Raw genomic sequence first — 16544 nt, forward strand, 5'->3', positions numbered from 1 at the left:
GCGACTGAACGGTCAATTGAACACCGTTCAGGCTAGTGCACGGGCCACACCCACCACGGCGGAGGTGATCTGGGCGAGTTCCTCGGCCGTGCAGATGTACGGCGGCATGACGTAGACGAGGTTGCGGAACGGCCGCAGCCAGACCCGGTGGCGCAGCGCCGCGGCGGTCGCCGTCGCCATGTCGACCGGACGTTCCAGTTCGACGACGCCGATCGCGCCGAGCATCCGGACGTCGGCGACTCCCGGCACCTCACGCGCCGGCCGCAGACCGTCGGCCAGTGCCCGTTCGATCCCGGCGATCGTGGCGCGCCAATCCCCCGCCAGCAGCAGTTCGACCGCGGCCACAGCGACCGCGCAGGCCAGCGCGTTGGCCATGAAGGTCGGGCCGTGCATCAACGCACCGGCCTCCCCGGTGCTGATGGTGTGGGCGATCTCGGCGGTGCAGAGCGTCGCGGCCAGGGTCAGATAGCCGCCGGTGAGCCCCTTGCCGACGCACATGATGTCGGGGCTGATCCCAACATGGTCGGCGGCGAACAGTTCGCCGGTGCGCCCGAAGCCGGTGGCGATCTCGTCGAAGATCAGCAGGACGTCGTGCCGGTCGCACAGGGTCCGCAGGTCACGGAGGTAGCGGGGGTCGTGGAACCGCATCCCGCCTGCGCCCTGCACCACCGGCTCCACGATCACCGCGGCCAGTTCGCCGGCGTGCTCGGCGAGCTGCCGCTCGAACGCGGCGACATAGCCGGGGTCGTGGTCGCGCGGCACCGGCGGGGCGAACACCTGCCGGGTCAGGACGTCGGTCCACATTCCGTGCATGCCGCCGTCGGGATCGCACACGCTCATCGGGGTGAAGGTGTCGCCGTGGTAGCCCCCGCGCCAGGTCATCAGGCGGGTCTTGCCCGGCCGTCCGGCGGCCCGCCAGTACTGCAGCGCCATCTTGACGGCCACCTCCACCGACACCGACCCGGAGTCGGAGAAGAACACGGTCTCCAGGCCGGGCGGGGTGATCTGCACCAGCAGCTGCGCCAGCCGGGCGGCGGGTTCGTGGGTCAGCCCGCCGAACATCACGTGGTTCATGGTGGCGAGCTGCCGGCTGATCGCCGCGTCGAGCACCGGGTGGCCGTGGCCGTGGATCGCCGTCCACCACGAGCTCATCGCGTCGATGACGTCCACCGGGCGGCCGTCGTCGGGGTCGGCGATCGTGATCCACGCCCCCTTGGCGGCCAGCGCCACCACGGGCGGCAACGCACCGGCGCCGATGGTGCTGTAGGGATGCCAGACGTGCGCGGCATCGAGGGCGCTGATCTGGTCTGGGGTCAACGCGGACACGGAAATCGACACTAACGCCTGCGCCCGCCGCGGCGTCCCCTCGATGCGCGGCATGAGGTGTGCGGCGTTATTCGGTAAATTAGCCGCCGACCATGATGACCCTCGCCTTCCGGCGGCCGGCGGCCGGCACCGACCCGGAACCCGTCCGGCCCACCGCGACGGGGACCCGGTCATCGGGCTTCTACCGGCACGATCTGGACGGTTTGCGAGGTGTGGCGATCGCGCTCGTCGCGGTCTTCCACGTCTGGTTCGGCAGGGTCTCCGGTGGCGTCGACGTCTTCCTGGCCCTGTCGGGGTTCTTCTTCGGCGGCCGGTTGCTGCGCATGGTGTTGACCCAGGACGCCCCGCTGCGCCCGTTCCCCGAGTTCACGCGGCTGGTGCGGCGCCTGCTGCCCGCGCTGGTGGTGGTGCTGGCCGCCTCGGCGGTGCTGACCATCCTCATCCAGCCGGAGACCCGGTGGGAGACGTTCGCCGACCAGAGCCTGGCCAGCCTCGGGTACTACCAGAACTGGGAACTGGCGATCACCGCGTCGGACTACCTGCGGGCCGGGGAGACGGTCAGCCCCCTGCAGCACATCTGGTCGATGTCGGTGCAGGGCCAGTTCTACATCGCCTTCCTGGCGCTGATCTTCGCGTTCGGGCTGTTGTTCCGGCGGGTCCTGCGCCGCCACCTGCGTGCGGTCCTGGTGGTGCTGCTCACCGCGCTGACCGTCGCCTCGTTCGTCTACGCCGTCATCGCCCACAACGACGACCAGGCCACCGCCTACTACAACAGCTTCGCCCGGGCCTGGGAGCTGCTGCTCGGGGCGCTGGCCGGGGCGCTGGTGCCCTACATCCGATGGCCGATGTGGCTGCGCGGCATCGTCGCCACCGCCGCGTTGGCCGCGATCCTGTCGTGCGGATGGTTCATCGACGGCGTCAAGGAGTTCCCCGGTCCGTGGGCGCTGGTTCCGGTCGGGGCCACGGTCGCCTTCATCCTGTCGGCCGCCAACCGCGGGCCGGGCGGCCGGCTGCCCGCACCCAACCGGCTGCTGGCCACCGCACCGTTCGTGACGCTCGGGTCGATGGCCTATTCGCTGTATCTGTGGCACTGGCCGCTGCTGATCTTCTGGCTGTCGTACACCGGCCACTCGCGGGTCGACTTCTGGCAGGGCGCGGGCGTGCTGGCCGTCTCCGGCGTACTGGCCTGGCTGACCATGCGCTACATCGAGGAGCCGCTGCGCTACCGCGCCCCGGCGACGGCCGTCGCGACGGCGCCGCTGCGCACCCGGCTGCGCAGGCGCACGATCGCGCTGGGCTCGGTGGTGGCGCTGTTGGGCGTCGCGCTCACCGCGACGTCGTTCACCTGGCGCGAGCACGTCACCGTCCAGCGGGCCAACGGCGCGGAACTGGCCGGTCTGTCCCTGCAGGACTATCCCGGTGCGATCGCGTTGCTCGACAAGGTCCGGGTGCCCAAGCTGCCGATGCGCCCGTCGGTTCTCGAGGCCAAGAAGGATCTGCCCGCCAGCACCATCGACGGCTGCATCAGCGACTTCGACAACGTCGGGGTGATCAACTGCACCTACGGCGACAAGTCGGCGCCGCGCACCATCGCGCTGGCAGGCGGCTCGCACGCCGAACACTGGATCACCGCGCTCGACCTGCTCGGCCGGACCCACAACTTCAAGGTGGTCACCTACCTCAAGATGGGCTGTCCGCTCACCACCGAGGAGATGCCGCTGGTGATGGGCGACAACCGGCCCTATCCCAAGTGCCACGAGTGGAACTCCCGGGTGATGCCGAAACTGCTTGCCGACAAACCGGACTACGTGTTCACGACCTCGACGCGGCCGTGGAACGTCAAGGACGGCGACGTCATGCCGTCGACGTACCTGGGCATCTGGGAAACCTTGTCGCGCAACAAGATCCCGATTCTCGCCATGCGCGACACGCCGTGGCTGGTGCGCGACGGCGAACCGTACATCCCGGCGGACTGCCTGGCCGACGGCGGGGATGCGGTGTCCTGCGGTATCGAGCGCTCCAAGGTACTCTCCGACGACAATCCGACACTGGCCTACGTCAACCGGTTCCCGATGCTCAAGCCACTGGACATGAGCGACGCGGTGTGTCGGGAGGAGTACTGCCGGGTGGTGGAGGGAAATGTGTTGCTGTATCACGACGCTCACCACATCTCCACCACTTACATGCGCACCATGACCGACGAACTCGGACGTCAGATCGCCGCCGCCACCGGCTGGTGGTGACGTGACCTCGCATACGGTCTGGCCCGGTGAGGCCTACCCGCTGGGCGCGACGTACGACGGAGCCGGCACCAACTTCTCGCTCTTCTCCGAGGTCGCCGAACGCGTCGAGTTGTGCCTGATCGCCAAGGACGGCAGCGAGGAACGGATCGACCTCGACGAGGTGGACGGTTACGTCTGGCATGCCTACCTGCCCACCGTCAGCCCCGGCCAGCGCTACGGGTTCCGTGTGCACGGCCCGTGGGATCCGCCCGCGGGACACCGGTGCGACCCGAGCAAGCTGCTGCTCGATCCGTACGGGAAATCGTTCCACGGCGACTTCCGCTTCGGTCAGGCGCTGTACTCCTACGACCTCGATGCCGAGGACCTCGCCTCCGGCGGCACTCCCCCGCGGATCGACTCGCTGGGGCACACGATGACCAGCGTCGTCATCAACCCGTTCTTCCAGTGGGGTTCGGACCGCGCGCCGCGCACGCCGTACCACGACACCGTGATCTACGAGGCCCACGTCAAGGGGATGACCCAACGGCACCCCGCCATCCCCGCGCAGTTGCGCGGCACCTACGCCGGGCTCTGCCACCCCGCGATCATCGACCACCTCAGATCGCTGAACGTCACCGCCATCGAGCTGATGCCGGTGCACCAGTTCATGCACGACCACCGGCTCCTCGACCTCGGACTGCGAAACTACTGGGGTTACAACACGTTCGGCTTCTTCGCCCCGCACAACGAGTACGCGGCCAATCAGCACGCCGGCGGCGCGGTCGCCGAGTTCAAGGCCATGGTGCGGTCCTTCCACGCGGCGGGCATCGAGGTCATCCTCGACGTCGTCTACAACCACACCGCTGAGGGCAACCACCTCGGGCCGACGGTCAACTTCCGCGGTATCGACAACGCCGCCTACTACCGGCTCCTCGACGGCGACCGGCGGCTCTACAAGGACTTCACCGGCACCGGCAACAGCCTCAACGCCCGCCATCCGCACACCCTGCAGCTCATCATGGATTCGCTGCGCTACTGGGTGCTGGAGATGCACGTCGACGGGTTCCGCTTCGACCTGGCCTCGACGCTGGCCCGCGAGTTCTACGACGTCGACCGGCTCTCGGCGTTCTTCGACCTCGTGCAGCAGGATCCGGTGGTCAGCCAGGTGAAGCTGATCGCCGAACCGTGGGACGTCGGTGAGGGTGGCTACCAGGTCGGGAACTTCCCAGGTTTGTGGACCGAGTGGAACGGGCAATATCGCGACACTGTGCGTGACTACTGGCGGGGAGAACCCGCAACCCTCGGCGAATTCGCCTCCCGGCTGACGGGATCATCAGACCTCTACGAGGCCACCGGACGGCGCCCCAGCGCCTCGATCAACTTCGTGACCTGCCACGACGGGTTCACGATGCAGGATCTGGTGTCCTACAACGAGAAACACAACGAAGCCAACGGCGAGCACAACCGCGACGGCGAGAGCCACAACCGGTCCTGGAACTGCGGGGTCGAGGGTCCCACCGACGATCCGGAGATCACGGCGTTGCGCGGTAAGCAGATGCGCAACATGCTGGCCACGCTGATGTGCAGCCAGGGCACGCCGATGATCGCCCACGGTGACGAGATCGGCCGCACCCAGCAGGGCAACAACAACGTCTACTGCCAGGACTCCGAACTGTCCTGGATGGACTGGTCGCTGTGCGAGACGAACGCCGATCTGCTGGAGTTCACCCGCAAGGTTGTCGCGTTCCGCAAGAGCCATCCGGTGTTCCGGCGACGGCGGTTCTTCGAGGGCAAACCGATCCGCAGCGCCGATCAGGTCCGCGACATCGCGTGGCTGACACCCGCGGGCGCCGAGATGACCCCCGAGGACTGGGGCACCGGCCTGGGCAGGTGCGTGGCGGTCTTCCTCAACGGCGAGGCGATCCCCACCCCCGACGCGCGCGGCGAACGCGTCGTCGACGACTCGTTCCTGCTGTGCTTCAACGCCCACGACCACGTGCAGGACTTCGTCACCCCCGACGGCGACTACGCCGAGATGTGGACCGCCGACCTGGACACCGCCGACCCGACCGGCCACACCGACGTCGTCGTCCCGGCTGGCGAGAAGATCTCGCTACAACCCAGATCGCTGCTCGTGCTGCGGAAGACCGCCTGATGGCCGCCGCCCGGCCCGTGTTGTCGACCTACCGGCTGCAGATGCGCGGTGACGCCTTCACCCTCGCCGACGCCGAGGCGCTGGTGGACTACCTCGACGCACTCGGGGTCTCACACCTGTACCTGTCGCCGATCCTGACCGCGGTCGAGGGTTCGACCCACGGTTACGACGTCACCGATCCCACGACCGTGTCGGCGGCGCTCGGCGGCGCCGAGGCGCTCGCCTCGCTGTCGGCGGCGGCCAAGAGGCGGAAGGTCGGCCTCATCGTTGACATCGTGCCCAACCACGTCGGCGTCGACGATCCGACGCAGAACCCGTGGTGGTGGGATCTGCTCACCCACGGCCGCGACTCCGCGTACGCCGACTACTTCGACGTCGACTGGACCGCCGACCCGGACGGCCGGATCCTGCTGCCCGTGCTCGGATCCGACGGCGACGTCGCCGATCTCACCGTGGACGGTGACCGGTTGCGCCTGGGCGACCTGGTGTTCCCGATCGCGCCCGGTACGGGTGAGGGCACCGGTCCGGACGTCCACGACCGTCAGCACTACCGGTTGATCGGGTGGAAGCGCGGGATCTGCGGATACCGCCGGTTCTTCTCGATCACGTCGCTGGCGGGACTGCGCCAGGAAGACCCCGCGGTCTTCGAGGCGACCCACACCGAGGTCAAACGGTGGTTCACCGATGACCTCGTCGACGGCATCCGCATCGACCACCCCGACGGATTGTCCGATCCCCCCGGATATCTGGCCTGGCTGCGGGAGCTCGTCGGCCCGCAGGCCTGGATCGTGATCGAGAAGATCCTCGCCGTCGACGAACCGCTGGACCCGACCCTGCCGGTCGCGGGCACCACCGGATACGACGCGTTGCGCGAGGCGGGCGGGGTGTTCATCGATCCCGCAGGCGCCGACGCGCTCGGCACGCTCTACGAATCCACCGGTGTTGACTACGCCGCGATGCCCCGTACCGCGCGGGCGCTCAAGGTGCAGGCCGTCACCACCACCCTGGGCAGTGAGCTGGCTCGGCTCTGCCGCACGATCGTCGCCGCCACCGGCCAGGACCACGACGACCTGCCGAATGCGGTCGCCGCGGTGATCAGCCACCTCGGTGTGTACCGGTCCGACTATCCGGCGCTGGCGACGGTGCTGCCGGTCGCGATCGCCGAAACGCTCTCGGAGCAGCCGCGTTTCGCGCCGGCTCTGCAGATCCTGTCCGCGGCGCTGTCCCGTGGCCGGGAGACCGCGGTGCGGTTCCAGCAGTTGTGCGGTGCGGCCACCGCGAAGGCCATGGAGGACTGTCTGTTCTACCGGGACGCCCGCCTGGTGTCGCTCAACGAGGTCGGCGGCGAACCCGAGTGGTTCGGCGTGTCCATCGCGGAGTTCCATCAGCGCGCCGCGGCCCGGGCCGCGATGTGGCCGCACGCGATGACGACGCTGTCGACCCACGACACCAAACGCGGTGAGGACGTGCGCGCCCGCATCGGCGTGCTCTCCCAGGTGCCGTCGCTGTGGGCGCAGTACGTGGAGGCCTGGGCGGATCGGACCCCGCCGCCCGATTCCGGCACCGGACTGTTCCTGCTGCAGAACGTGTTCGGCGTCTGGCCGGCCGACGGGGTGGTCACCGACGAACTACGCGAGCGCTTACACGCCTACGCGGAGAAGGCGATTCGCGAAGCGGCGACCCACACGACGTGGAACGACCCGGACAGCGAGTTCGAGAGCGGCGTGCACGCGTGGCTGGACAGCGTCATCGACGGCCCGGTGGGCACCGAACTCACCCGCCTAATCGAACAACTCGACCCGCATGCCCGCAACGACAGCCTCGGCCAGAAACTCCTGGCGCTGACCGGCCCCGGCGTCCCCGACGTCTATCAGGGCACCGAGCTGTGGGAGGACAGCCTGGTCGATCCGGACAATCGCCGTCCGGTCGACTACGCGCAGTGCCGCACCGAACTGGAGGCGTTGCGCCATCCCAAGATGCGCGTGGTGCACGCGGCACTGCGCGTCCGCCGCGACCGCCCGGCCACCTTCGTAGAGGGCGGGTACACCCCGATCCTCGCCCGCGGTGCGGCCGCCGAGCACGTCGTGGCGTTCCTACGCGGCGACGACGTGCTGACCGCCGTCAGCCGTCACACCGTGCGACTGCACGAAACTGGCTGGGGTGACACCGAATTGACACTTCCCGACGGCAACTGGACCGACCGCATCACCGGCAGCCGCTTCACCGGCACCGTGACGGCCGCCGATCTGTTCGCCGAACTGCCCACCGTGCTGCTGGAGCGTGACGATGCCTGAGTTCGCGGTGTGGGCGCCGCTGCCCGAGCGGGTGCGACTCGACGTCGACGGGACCCTGCACCCGATGACACGCGGTGACGACGCCTGGTGGCGCGCCGAGGTGGACACCGCGCCGGACGCGCGGTACGGCTTCGTCCTCGACGACGACCCGAAGGTGCTGCCCGACCCCCGCTCGGCGCGTCAGCCCGACGGGGTCCACGAACGCTCCCAGCTGTGGCGGCCGGCTTCCGACGCGTGGACCGACGGAGCATGGGCGGGTCGCGCGATCGAGGGGTCCGAAAAGGGCCAGGTGATCTACGAACTGCACACCGGGACGTTCACCCCCGAGGGCACGTTCGACGCCGCGATCGGCAAGCTCGACCACCTGGTCGACCTCGGTGTCGATTTCGTGGAACTGATGCCGGTCAACGCGTTCGGCGGTACCCACGGCTGGGGGTACGACGGGGTGCTCTGGTATGCCGTGCACGAACCGTACGGTGGCCCCGACGCGCTGATCCGTCTCATCGACGCCTGTCACGCCCGCGGGCTCGGGGTGCTGATCGACGCGGTCTTCAACCACCTCGGACCGTCGGGCAACTATCTGCCCAAGTTCGGCCCGTATCTGTCGTCGGGCAGCAATCCGTGGGGCGAGTCGATCAACATCGCCGACGCCGGCGCCGACGAGGTGCGCCGCTACATCCTCGACTGCGCGCTGCGGTGGATGCGTGACTTCCACGCCGACGGGCTGCGCCTGGACGCGGTGCACGCCCTCGTCGACACCACCGCGATCCACATCCTCGAGGAGCTCTCGGCCGAGACCGACGCGCTGGCAACCGAACTCGGCCGGCCGCTGTCGCTGATCGCCGAGAGCGACATGAACGACCCCCGGCTGATCACCCCGCGTGATCAGGGCGGCCTCGGCATGACCGCGCAGTGGGACGACGACATCCACCACGCGATCCACGCCGCGGTGTCGGGTGAGACGCAGGGCTACTACGGCGACTGGGGCACCGTCGAGGCGCTGGCGCAGACGCTGAAGGGCGGATACTTCCACGCGGGCACGTACTCGACGTTCCGGCACCGGCGCCACGGCCGCCCGCTGGACACCGCGACCATCCCGGCCACCCGGCTGCTCGCCTACACGCTGACTCACGATCAGGTCGGCAACCGGGCGGTCGGCGACCGTCCGTCACAGAACCTCGACACCGGACAGCTCGCGGTCAAGGCCGTCCTCGCGCTCGGGTCACCTTATACAGCAATGCTTTTCATGGGCGAGGAGTGGGGCTCGTCGTCTCCGTTCCAGTTCTTCAGCAGCCATCCGGAGCCGGAACTTGCCCGCGCGACGGCGGAGGGCCGCAAGCGGGAGTTCGCCGAACACGGGTGGGACGCCGACGAGATCCCCGACCCCCAGGACCCGCAGACCTTCCTGCGCTCCAAACTCAAGTGGGACGAGATCGACGACGGCGACCACGGCCGCCTGCGCGCCCTCTACCGGGACCTGATCGCGCTGCGGCACACCGAGCCGGACCTGGCCGACCCGTGGCTGGACCACCTGCGCGTCGAGTACGACGAGGCGCAGCGCTGGATCGTGATGCACCGCGGCGCGCTGTCGATCGCGTGCAACCTGGGCTCCGACGCGGTGACGGTGCCCGTCACCGGCGACGTGGTGCTCGCCTGGGGCGACCCGGCGGCTGACGGCGACGGGACGCGGCTGGCCGGGCATTCGTTCGCGGTCGTGCGGAGCGGGTAGCTCAGAGCAGGTAACGGTAGGCCGGCGAATCCGGCTCCAGCGCTTCGACATGCATGTCCGAGGAGCGCATCCGGGTGAGCAGGCCGTCGAAGTCGGCGGCCGATCCCAGTTCGATCCCGACGAGCGCCTCCCCCGTCTCCCGGTTGTTGCGCTTGACGTACTCGAACAGCGTGATGTCGTCGTTCGGGCCGAGCACCTCGTCGAGGAACCGCCGCAGTGCGCCCGGCTCCTGCGGGAAGTCGACCAGGAAGTAGTGCTTGAGCCCCAGGTGCACCAGCGAGCGCTCGAGGATCTCGCCGTAGCGGGATACGTCGTTGTTGCCGCCCGAGATCAGGCAGACCACGGTCGAGCCGGGTTCCACCGTCGTCTCGAGCAGCCCGGCCACCGACAGCGCGCCTGCGGGTTCGGCGATGATGCCCTCGTTTTGGTACAGGTCCAGCATCGCGGTGCAGACCGCGCCCTCGTCCACGGTGGTCAGCGAGACCATGTCACCGGCCGCCTGCAGCGCGGCGAACGGCAGACGCCCGGCGCGGTTGACCGCCGCACCGTCGACGAACTGGTCGACGTGGTCGAGTGTGACCGGTTCGCCGGCGCTCAGCGCCGCGATCATCGACGCCGCGCCTGCCGGCTCCACGCCGAGCACCGCGGTGCCTGAGGTGCGTTCGGCCAGATAGGTGGTGATGCCGGCGATGCACCCGCCGCCACCGACCGGGACGATCACCAGATCGGGTTCGGCGTCGAGGTCGTCGAGGATCTCCGCGGCGATGGTGCCCTGCCCCGCCATGGTGCGCACGTCGTCGTAGGGCGGAACGAGGGTGGCGCCGGTGCGGGCGACGTCGTCGATCGCCGCCGCGGCCGCCAGATCGTAGGTGGCCCCGACGGCGATCAACTCGATGAACTCGCGGCCGTGGTAGCGGATGCGGTCGCGTTTCTGCTTCGGCGTCTTCGCCGGGACGTAGACCCGGCCCTTGATGCCCATGGTCCGGCACGCCATCGCGAACCCCTGGGCGTGGTTGCCCGCCGACGAGCAGACCACACCGGCGGCGATCTCGTCCTCGGTGAGCTGTGACAGCAGGTTGAACGCGCCGCGCAGCTTGTAGGACCGCACCGCCTGCAGGTCTTCCCGCTTGAGGTAGATGTCGGCGCCGGTGACCTCCGACAACCGCTCGGAGTACTGCAGCGGTGTGCGCACGACGACGTCGACGATCCGCCGGGCCGCCTCGTCGATGTCGGCCGCGGTGATCGGCGACGTGCGAGGGGTCTGGGTCAGTTCAGCGGACACCGGTCAATGGTGCCACTGCTGCGCAGCGGGAGAAAATCCGGTTTCACTCGACCGGAGTGAGCACGAAGACCGGGATCTCCCGGTCGGTCTTCTTCTGGTAGTCCGCGTAATCGGGCCACACCTCGACCGCGCGTTCCCACCATTCGGCCTTCTCCTGGCCGAACACCTCGCGGGCGTCGTACTCCCGGGTGACGGTCTGGTCCTGGAGTTCGACCCGGGGGTTCTTCTTGATGTTGTGGTACCAGACCGGGTGTTTGGGCGCCCCTCCGAGCGATGCGACGACCGCGTACTCGCCCTGGTGCTCGACCCGCATCAGCGGGGTCTTGCGCAGCTTGTTCGACTTGGCGCCGACAGTCGTGAGCAGGATGATCGGCTTGCCGTTGAGTTCGGTCGCCTCGGTTCCGCCCGACTCCATGAACTTCTCGGCCTGTTCGCGGGCCCAGTCCGACGTGCTCGGTTCGTATTCTCCGGTGAGTGGCATGGAACCAGCTTAGGCGGGTACGGACGAGTGCTCCTGAATCGGAGTTTCGGTTGCCCGAAATCTTTGTTGAGAGGTATCGTTGACGTCATGACCACCGCCGGGAACTTCCGTTCGACCGTCGCTCGCGCGGCGTGCGATGTGAGCGTTGCCGGTGTCCCCTGGCCCGCCTACAAGGTGATCGCGCTGATCGTCGGAATCGTGGCGTTCACGGTCGTGGGCCTGCTGACGATGAGCGCCGCGCCCGCGGTGCTGTCGGGCGCGGCCGCCGCCGCCGTCACCTGGGTGGGCTTCGGCACGGTCTGCTCGAGCCGCCGCTAGTCCTCGACGAGGGCGCGCAGCGCCTCGAGGTCGGCCGCCACCGCCGCCGCGTCATCCTCGAACTGGTCGTCGGTCATGTCCGCACGCCGGCGCAGGCTGAACACCACCTCGCAACGCTGCTCCCCCCGGCCGGCCGGCACCACCCGCAACGGGTTGTAGACCGCCTCGCCGGACGGCATGCGTACGACATGGTCGAGTACGCCGAACTCGTTGGCCGGGGAGAACTCGACGGTCACCTCGCCCATCGGCGAGTCGGCGACCCACCCCTGTGCGGTCTGCCGCAACCCACCCTGCGCCAGACCGGCGGCCCACCGCGGCCAGGTCTGCGGATCCGCGGCGAGGTCGTACACCGCGTCGGCCGGGGCGGAGATCCAGACGGCGATGTGGCGGGACTCGGGGTGGTTCGCTGCGGCCACGTCAGCCTCCCAGACACCCAGGGCCGAGCAGCGCCTTGAGGTCACCCATCAGCGCCGACGACGGGGTGACCCGCAACGACTGGTCGAGTTCGAGGGTCGTGATCCGCTCCCCGCTGATCAACCGCAGGTGGACCTGCGAGGTGCCGGGATGGTTGGCCAGCACCTGCTTGAGCGCGGTGACCTTGTCGACCGTGCACTGCCGGGTGGGCAGGCTGACCGCCAGGGGCCGGTCGGCCTGCGCGCTCGAGAAATCGGGCACCACGAGTTCGTGGGCGATCAGCGCGATGCGGTCGTCACGGGCAGCCACCTTGGCCTTGACCAGCACCACCACGTCGTCGGCGATCTCCGCACCGAACACCGAGTAGGTCTGCGGGAAGAACAGCACCTCGATACCGCCGGTGAGGTCTTCCAATTGCGCTGACGCCCAGGGCAACCCGTTCTTGTTCACGCGACGGTTGACCGAGGCGAGAATGCCACCGACGAGCACCTGGGCATCGTTGGCCACATCACCGTCGAGGATCGCGGGGATCTGGGTGTCGACCTGATTGGCGAGCAGATGGGCGACACCGTTGAGGGGATGGCCGGACACATAGAGCCCGAGCATCTCCCGTTCCAGGGCCAGCTTGTGCTTGTCCTCCCACTCCTCCTCGGGCACCTTGATACTGAACGCGGAATCCCCCATGTCGGCGCCCGACCCGTCCGCGCCGCCGAACAGGTCGAACTGACCCATCGCCTCGGCCTTCTTGGTGCCCAGCACCGAGTCGACGGCATCGGTGTGGATGAGGAACAGGCCCTTGCGGGGGTGGCCGAGCGAATCGAACGCGCCCGCCTTGATCAGCGACTCCGTCACCTTCTTGTTGCACGCGGCGATGTCGATCTTGTTCAGGTAGTCCGAGAAGTCGGCGTACTTACCCTTCTCGGTGCGCGTGTTCACCAGCGAGGCAACGACATTGGCGCCCACATTGCGCACCGCGCCCAGCCCGAACCGGATGTCGTTGCCGACCGAGGCGAAATTCTGCACCGATTCGTTGACGTCAGGCGGCAGCACCGTGATCCCCAGCCTGCGGCAGTCCGCCAGGTACACCGCGGCCTTGTCCTTGTCGTCGCCGACGGAGGTGAGCAGGCCCGCCATGTACTCGGCCGGGTAGTTGGCCTTCAGATACGCCGTCCAGTACGACACCAGGCCGTAGCCGGCGGCGTGCGATTTGTTGAACGCATAGCCGGCGAACGGAAGAATGGTGTCCCACAACGCCTTCACCGCCGCCTGCGAGAAGCCGTTGGCGATCATGCCCTCCTGGAAGCCCTTGTACTCGGCTTCGAGCACCTCGAGCTTCTTCTTGCCCATGGCCTTCCGCAGCGCATCGGCCTTGCCCATCGTGTAGGAGGCGACCTTCTGGGCGATGAACATGATCTGCTCTTGGTAGACGATCAGGCCGTAGGTCTCGGCGAGGATCTCCTTGAGCGGTTCCTCGAGCTCGGGGTGGATCGGCTTGATGGCCTGCCGGTTGTTCTTGCGGTCGGCGTAGTCGTTGTGGGCGTTCATGCCCATCGGCCCCGGCCGGTACAGCGCCAGCACGGCGACGATGTCGTTGAACTCGGTGGGTTGCATCCGGCGCAGCAGGTCGCGCATGGGGCCGCCGTCGAGCTGGAACACGCCGAGGGTGTCACCACGGCCGAGGAGTTCGTAGGCCTTGGGATCGTCGAGCGCCAGCGACTCGAGGTCCAGGTCGATACCGCGGTTGGCCTTGATGTTCTCGATGCAGTCGCCGATGATCGTCAGGTTCCGCAGGCCGAGGAAGTCCATCTTCAGCAGGCCGATGGCCTCACAGGACGGATAGTCCCAGCCGGTGATCACCGCACCGTCCTGTGGGCGGCGCCACAGCGGGATGGCGTCGATCAGCGGCTCCGAGCTCATGATCACCGCGCACGCGTGCACACCGGCGTTGCGGACCAGCCCCTCGAGGCCGCGGGCGGTCTCGTAGATGGTCCGCACGTCCGGATCGGTGTCGATCAGGGCGCGCACCTCGGCGGCTTCCTTGTACCGCTCGTGGGTGGGGTCGGTGATGCCCGAGACCGGGATGTCCTTGGCCATGATCGGCGGCGGAAGCGCCTTGGTGATCCGGTCGGCGATCGCGAACCCGGGCTGCCCGTAGTGCACCCGCGCCGAATCCTTCAGGGCGGCCTTGGTTTTGATGGTGCCGAACGTGATGACCTGCGCGACGCGGTCGCTGCCCCACTTGTTGGCCGCATACCGCAGCATCTCGCCACGGCGACGGTCGTCGAAGTCGATGTCGATGTCGGGCGCCGACGGGCGCTCCGGGTTGAGGAACCGCTCGAACAGCAGGCCGTGCGGGATCGGGTCGATGTTGGTGATGCCGAGCGCGTAGGCCACCAGCGACCCGGCGGCCGACCCGCGGCCCGGCCCGACCCGGATGTCGACCGACTTCGCGTAGTTGATCAGGTCGGCCACGATGAGGAAGTACGACGGGAAGCCCTTGTCGCAGATGACCTTGATCTCGTACTCGGCGCGTTCGACGTAGTCCTGGCCGACCCCGGACGGGAAGCGGCGCTCCAGCCCCGCCATCACCTCGTGGTGCAGCCACGACGCCTGATCGTGACCCTCGGGGACGGGGAACACCGGCATCCGGTCGCGCGGTGCCCACACGTCGGCGTAGGACTGCACGCGTTCGGCGATCAGCAGCGTCGAGTCGCAGGCGCCGGGAACCTGGGAGTCCCACAGCGCGCGCATCTCCGCCGCCGACTTCAGGTAGTAACCGTCACCGTCGAACTTGAAGCGGGTGGGGTCCGACAACGTCTTGCCGGTCTGGATGCACAGCAGCGCCTCGTGGTTCTGCGAGGCGTCGCGGGTGACGTAGTGACAGTCGTTGGTCGCCAGCGGCGGGATGCCCAGCTTCTGCCCGATCTCGAGCAGGCCCTCTCGAACGCGGCGTTCGATGTCGAGCCCGTGGTCCATCAACTCGAGGAAGAAGTTCTGCGGCCCGAAGATCTCGCGCCACCTGGCGGCCGCCTCCAACGCCTCACGCTGGTGCCCCAGCCGCAACCGGGTCTGCACCTCGCCGGACGGGCAGCCCGTGGTGGCGATGATGCCCTCGGCATGTTCGGCGATGATCTCGGCGTCCATCCGCGACCACTTGCCGAGTTGACCCTCGAACGACGCCAGCGAGGACAGCTTGAACAGGTTGCGCAGACCGGTCGCGTTCTCGGCGACCATCGTCATGTGGGTGTAGGACCCGCTGCCGGAGACGTCGTCGGACTTCTGGCTCGGATCGCCCCACAGGACGCGCTTGGTGTCGAACCGCGACGCCGGCGCGATGTAGGCCTCGATCCCGATGATCGGCTTGATGCCGGCGTCGGTGGCCGCGTTGTAGAACTCGCTGGCGCCGAACATGTTTCCGTGGTCGGTCATCCCGATCGCCGGCATCTCCAGGCGCTGGGCCTCGGCGAGCATCGGCTTGACCTTCGCGGCGCCGTCCAGCATCGAATACTCGGTGTGGTTGTGCAGGTGAACAAAAGACCCCGAGGACCGACCGTCTGAACCACTCATAGGGTCGCCAGTCTAGGACCGCGGTCCGACACCGTCGGGCGTGTCGCGAAGCGTGTCTCCACCTCCCCCGGCGGGACTGAGTCCGGGCGGGGCGGGGACCAGGCCGTGGGCGAACAGTTCGATCAGTTGCTTGGCAATCACCCCCAGCGCGGCGGGGCCGTCGGTGAAACCGGCGTAGAACGCCATCCCGTAGAGGATGACGTGGAGCATGTCGGAGACGCCTTCGAGGTCGGTGTCCTCGCCGAGTTCCCCGCGACGGATCGCGTCGGACACCAGTCGCACCAGGAACGCCCGGACCGGCGAATCGCTGACCGCCCGCAACTCGGGGTTGCGCTGCGGTTCGAGGCGCGCGGTGATCAGGAACGGCACGATGGACGGGTCCCGCCCGTCCACCCGCCGCACGGCGGCCACGAAGGCCTCCAACCGGTCGAGCAACCGTTCGTGCCGCAGCGACTGGTCGACACAGTCGACGACGACGTCGCGCATCTCCGTCACGATGGCCTCGTACACCTCTTCGCGGGTGGAGAAGTAGTAGTGCAGTGTCGGCCGGCTCAGGCCGGTCCGTTCGGCGATGGCCTGAAACGTCATTCCGGAGTAGCCGCGCTCGATGAGGACCACGCGCCCGGCGCGGACGATCTGCTTGCGGGTTTCCGCGGAATCGGCCCCGACCGGCCGCCCCCGGGCGCGCGCCGCTGCCCTGGCCCGCCCCTTCCGCTGCACGTAGCAAACGCTAGGACATAGCTGCACAGCTGGCAA

Annotated in this window: 11 protein-coding genes; 5 read left to right on the forward strand and 6 right to left on the reverse strand. The window is 68.4% G+C overall.

Features of this window, described 5'->3' with window-relative positions; translation table 11 throughout:
- Positions 1-27: 27 nt before the first annotated feature.
- Positions 28-1380: an adenosylmethionine--8-amino-7-oxononanoate transaminase gene (locus AU195_RS24440; RefSeq protein WP_082703201.1), complete on the reverse strand. Its 1353-nt coding sequence runs from the start codon at positions 1378-1380 to the stop codon at positions 28-30.
- Positions 1381-1418: 38 nt separating this feature from the next.
- On the opposite strand from AU195_RS24440, the gene sucT reads away from it, so the two are divergent.
- The 4 genes from sucT to treZ are packed head-to-tail and all read left to right on the forward strand — an operon-like array spanning position 1419 to position 9726.
- Positions 1419-3569, forward strand: coding sequence for an acetyltransferase SucT (gene sucT / locus AU195_RS24445; protein WP_059161604.1), 2151 nt, complete (start codon positions 1419-1421; stop codon positions 3567-3569).
- A 1-nt stretch (position 3570) separates the two neighbouring features.
- Complete coding sequence (gene glgX / locus AU195_RS24450) at positions 3571-5703, forward strand: glycogen debranching protein GlgX (RefSeq protein WP_059161605.1); 2133 nt, start codon at positions 3571-3573, stop codon at positions 5701-5703.
- Positions 5703-7997, forward strand: coding sequence for a malto-oligosyltrehalose synthase (gene treY, locus AU195_RS24455; protein ID WP_059161606.1), 2295 nt, complete (start codon positions 5703-5705; stop codon positions 7995-7997). The genes glgX and treY overlap by 1 nt, the downstream gene beginning before the upstream one ends.
- A complete protein-coding gene (gene treZ / locus AU195_RS24460) occupies positions 7990-9726 on the forward strand; it encodes a malto-oligosyltrehalose trehalohydrolase (protein ID WP_059161688.1) in 1737 nt (578 codons plus the stop codon). The genes treY and treZ overlap by 8 nt, the downstream gene beginning before the upstream one ends.
- A gap of 1 nt (position 9727) precedes the next feature.
- Here the strand turns inward: treZ and ilvA are convergent, their stop codons facing one another.
- Both ilvA and AU195_RS24470 read right to left on the reverse strand, forming a co-directional pair.
- The gene (ilvA, locus tag AU195_RS24465) at positions 9728-11008 is read right to left on the reverse strand and encodes a threonine ammonia-lyase IlvA (RefSeq protein WP_059161607.1); all 1281 of its coding nucleotides are present in this window, start codon (positions 11006-11008) and stop codon (positions 9728-9730) included.
- A gap of 43 nt (positions 11009-11051) precedes the next feature.
- Entirely contained in the window at positions 11052-11489 is a 438-nt protein-coding gene (locus AU195_RS24470; protein WP_059161608.1) for a nitroreductase family deazaflavin-dependent oxidoreductase, read from the reverse strand.
- Positions 11490-11576: 87 nt separating this feature from the next.
- On the opposite strand from AU195_RS24470, the gene AU195_RS24475 reads away from it, so the two are divergent.
- On the forward strand, positions 11577-11807 hold the full coding sequence (locus tag AU195_RS24475) for a hypothetical protein (RefSeq protein ID WP_059161609.1): 231 nt from the start codon (positions 11577-11579) through the stop codon (positions 11805-11807).
- On the opposite strand, the gene AU195_RS24480 is transcribed toward AU195_RS24475, so the two are convergent.
- From AU195_RS24480 to AU195_RS24490, 3 genes are read right to left on the reverse strand one after another with little or no spacing between them, the layout of a single operon-like run.
- Positions 11804-12223 (reverse strand): SRPBCC family protein, encoded by a 420-nt coding sequence (locus tag AU195_RS24480; protein ID WP_059161610.1) that lies wholly within the window; start codon positions 12221-12223, stop codon positions 11804-11806. The genes AU195_RS24475 and AU195_RS24480 overlap by 4 nt on opposite strands.
- A 1-nt stretch (position 12224) precedes the next feature.
- Complete coding sequence (gene dnaE / locus AU195_RS24485) at positions 12225-15788, reverse strand: DNA polymerase III subunit alpha (RefSeq protein ID WP_059161611.1); 3564 nt, start codon at positions 15786-15788, stop codon at positions 12225-12227.
- 12 nt (positions 15789-15800) lie between these two features.
- Positions 15801-16508: a TetR/AcrR family transcriptional regulator gene (locus AU195_RS24490; RefSeq protein WP_059161612.1), complete on the reverse strand. Its 708-nt coding sequence runs from the start codon at positions 16506-16508 to the stop codon at positions 15801-15803.
- Between the last annotated feature and the right edge of the window lie 36 nt (positions 16509-16544).

Source organism: Mycobacterium sp. IS-1496, assembly GCF_001499995.1.
GTDB lineage: Bacteria > Actinomycetota > Actinomycetes > Mycobacteriales > Mycobacteriaceae > Mycobacterium.

Coding starts and splice junctions, on each gene's coding strand:
- dnaE (WP_059161611.1), bottom strand. CDS start 15,788: ATGAGTGGTTCAGACGGTCGGTCCTCGGGGTCTTTTGTTCACCTGCAC.
- AU195_RS24475 (WP_059161609.1), top strand. CDS start 11,577: ATGACCACCGCCGGGAACTTCCGTTCGACCGTCGCTCGCGCGGCGTGC.
- AU195_RS24470 (WP_059161608.1), bottom strand. CDS start 11,489: ATGCCACTCACCGGAGAATACGAACCGAGCACGTCGGACTGGGCCCGC.
- treY (WP_059161606.1), top strand. CDS start 5,703: ATGGCCGCCGCCCGGCCCGTGTTGTCGACCTACCGGCTGCAGATGCGC.
- treZ (WP_059161688.1), top strand. CDS start 7,990: ATGCCTGAGTTCGCGGTGTGGGCGCCGCTGCCCGAGCGGGTGCGACTC.
- AU195_RS24440 (WP_082703201.1), bottom strand. CDS start 1,380: ATGCCGCGCATCGAGGGGACGCCGCGGCGGGCGCAGGCGTTAGTGTCG.
- sucT (WP_059161604.1), top strand. CDS start 1,419: ATGATGACCCTCGCCTTCCGGCGGCCGGCGGCCGGCACCGACCCGGAA.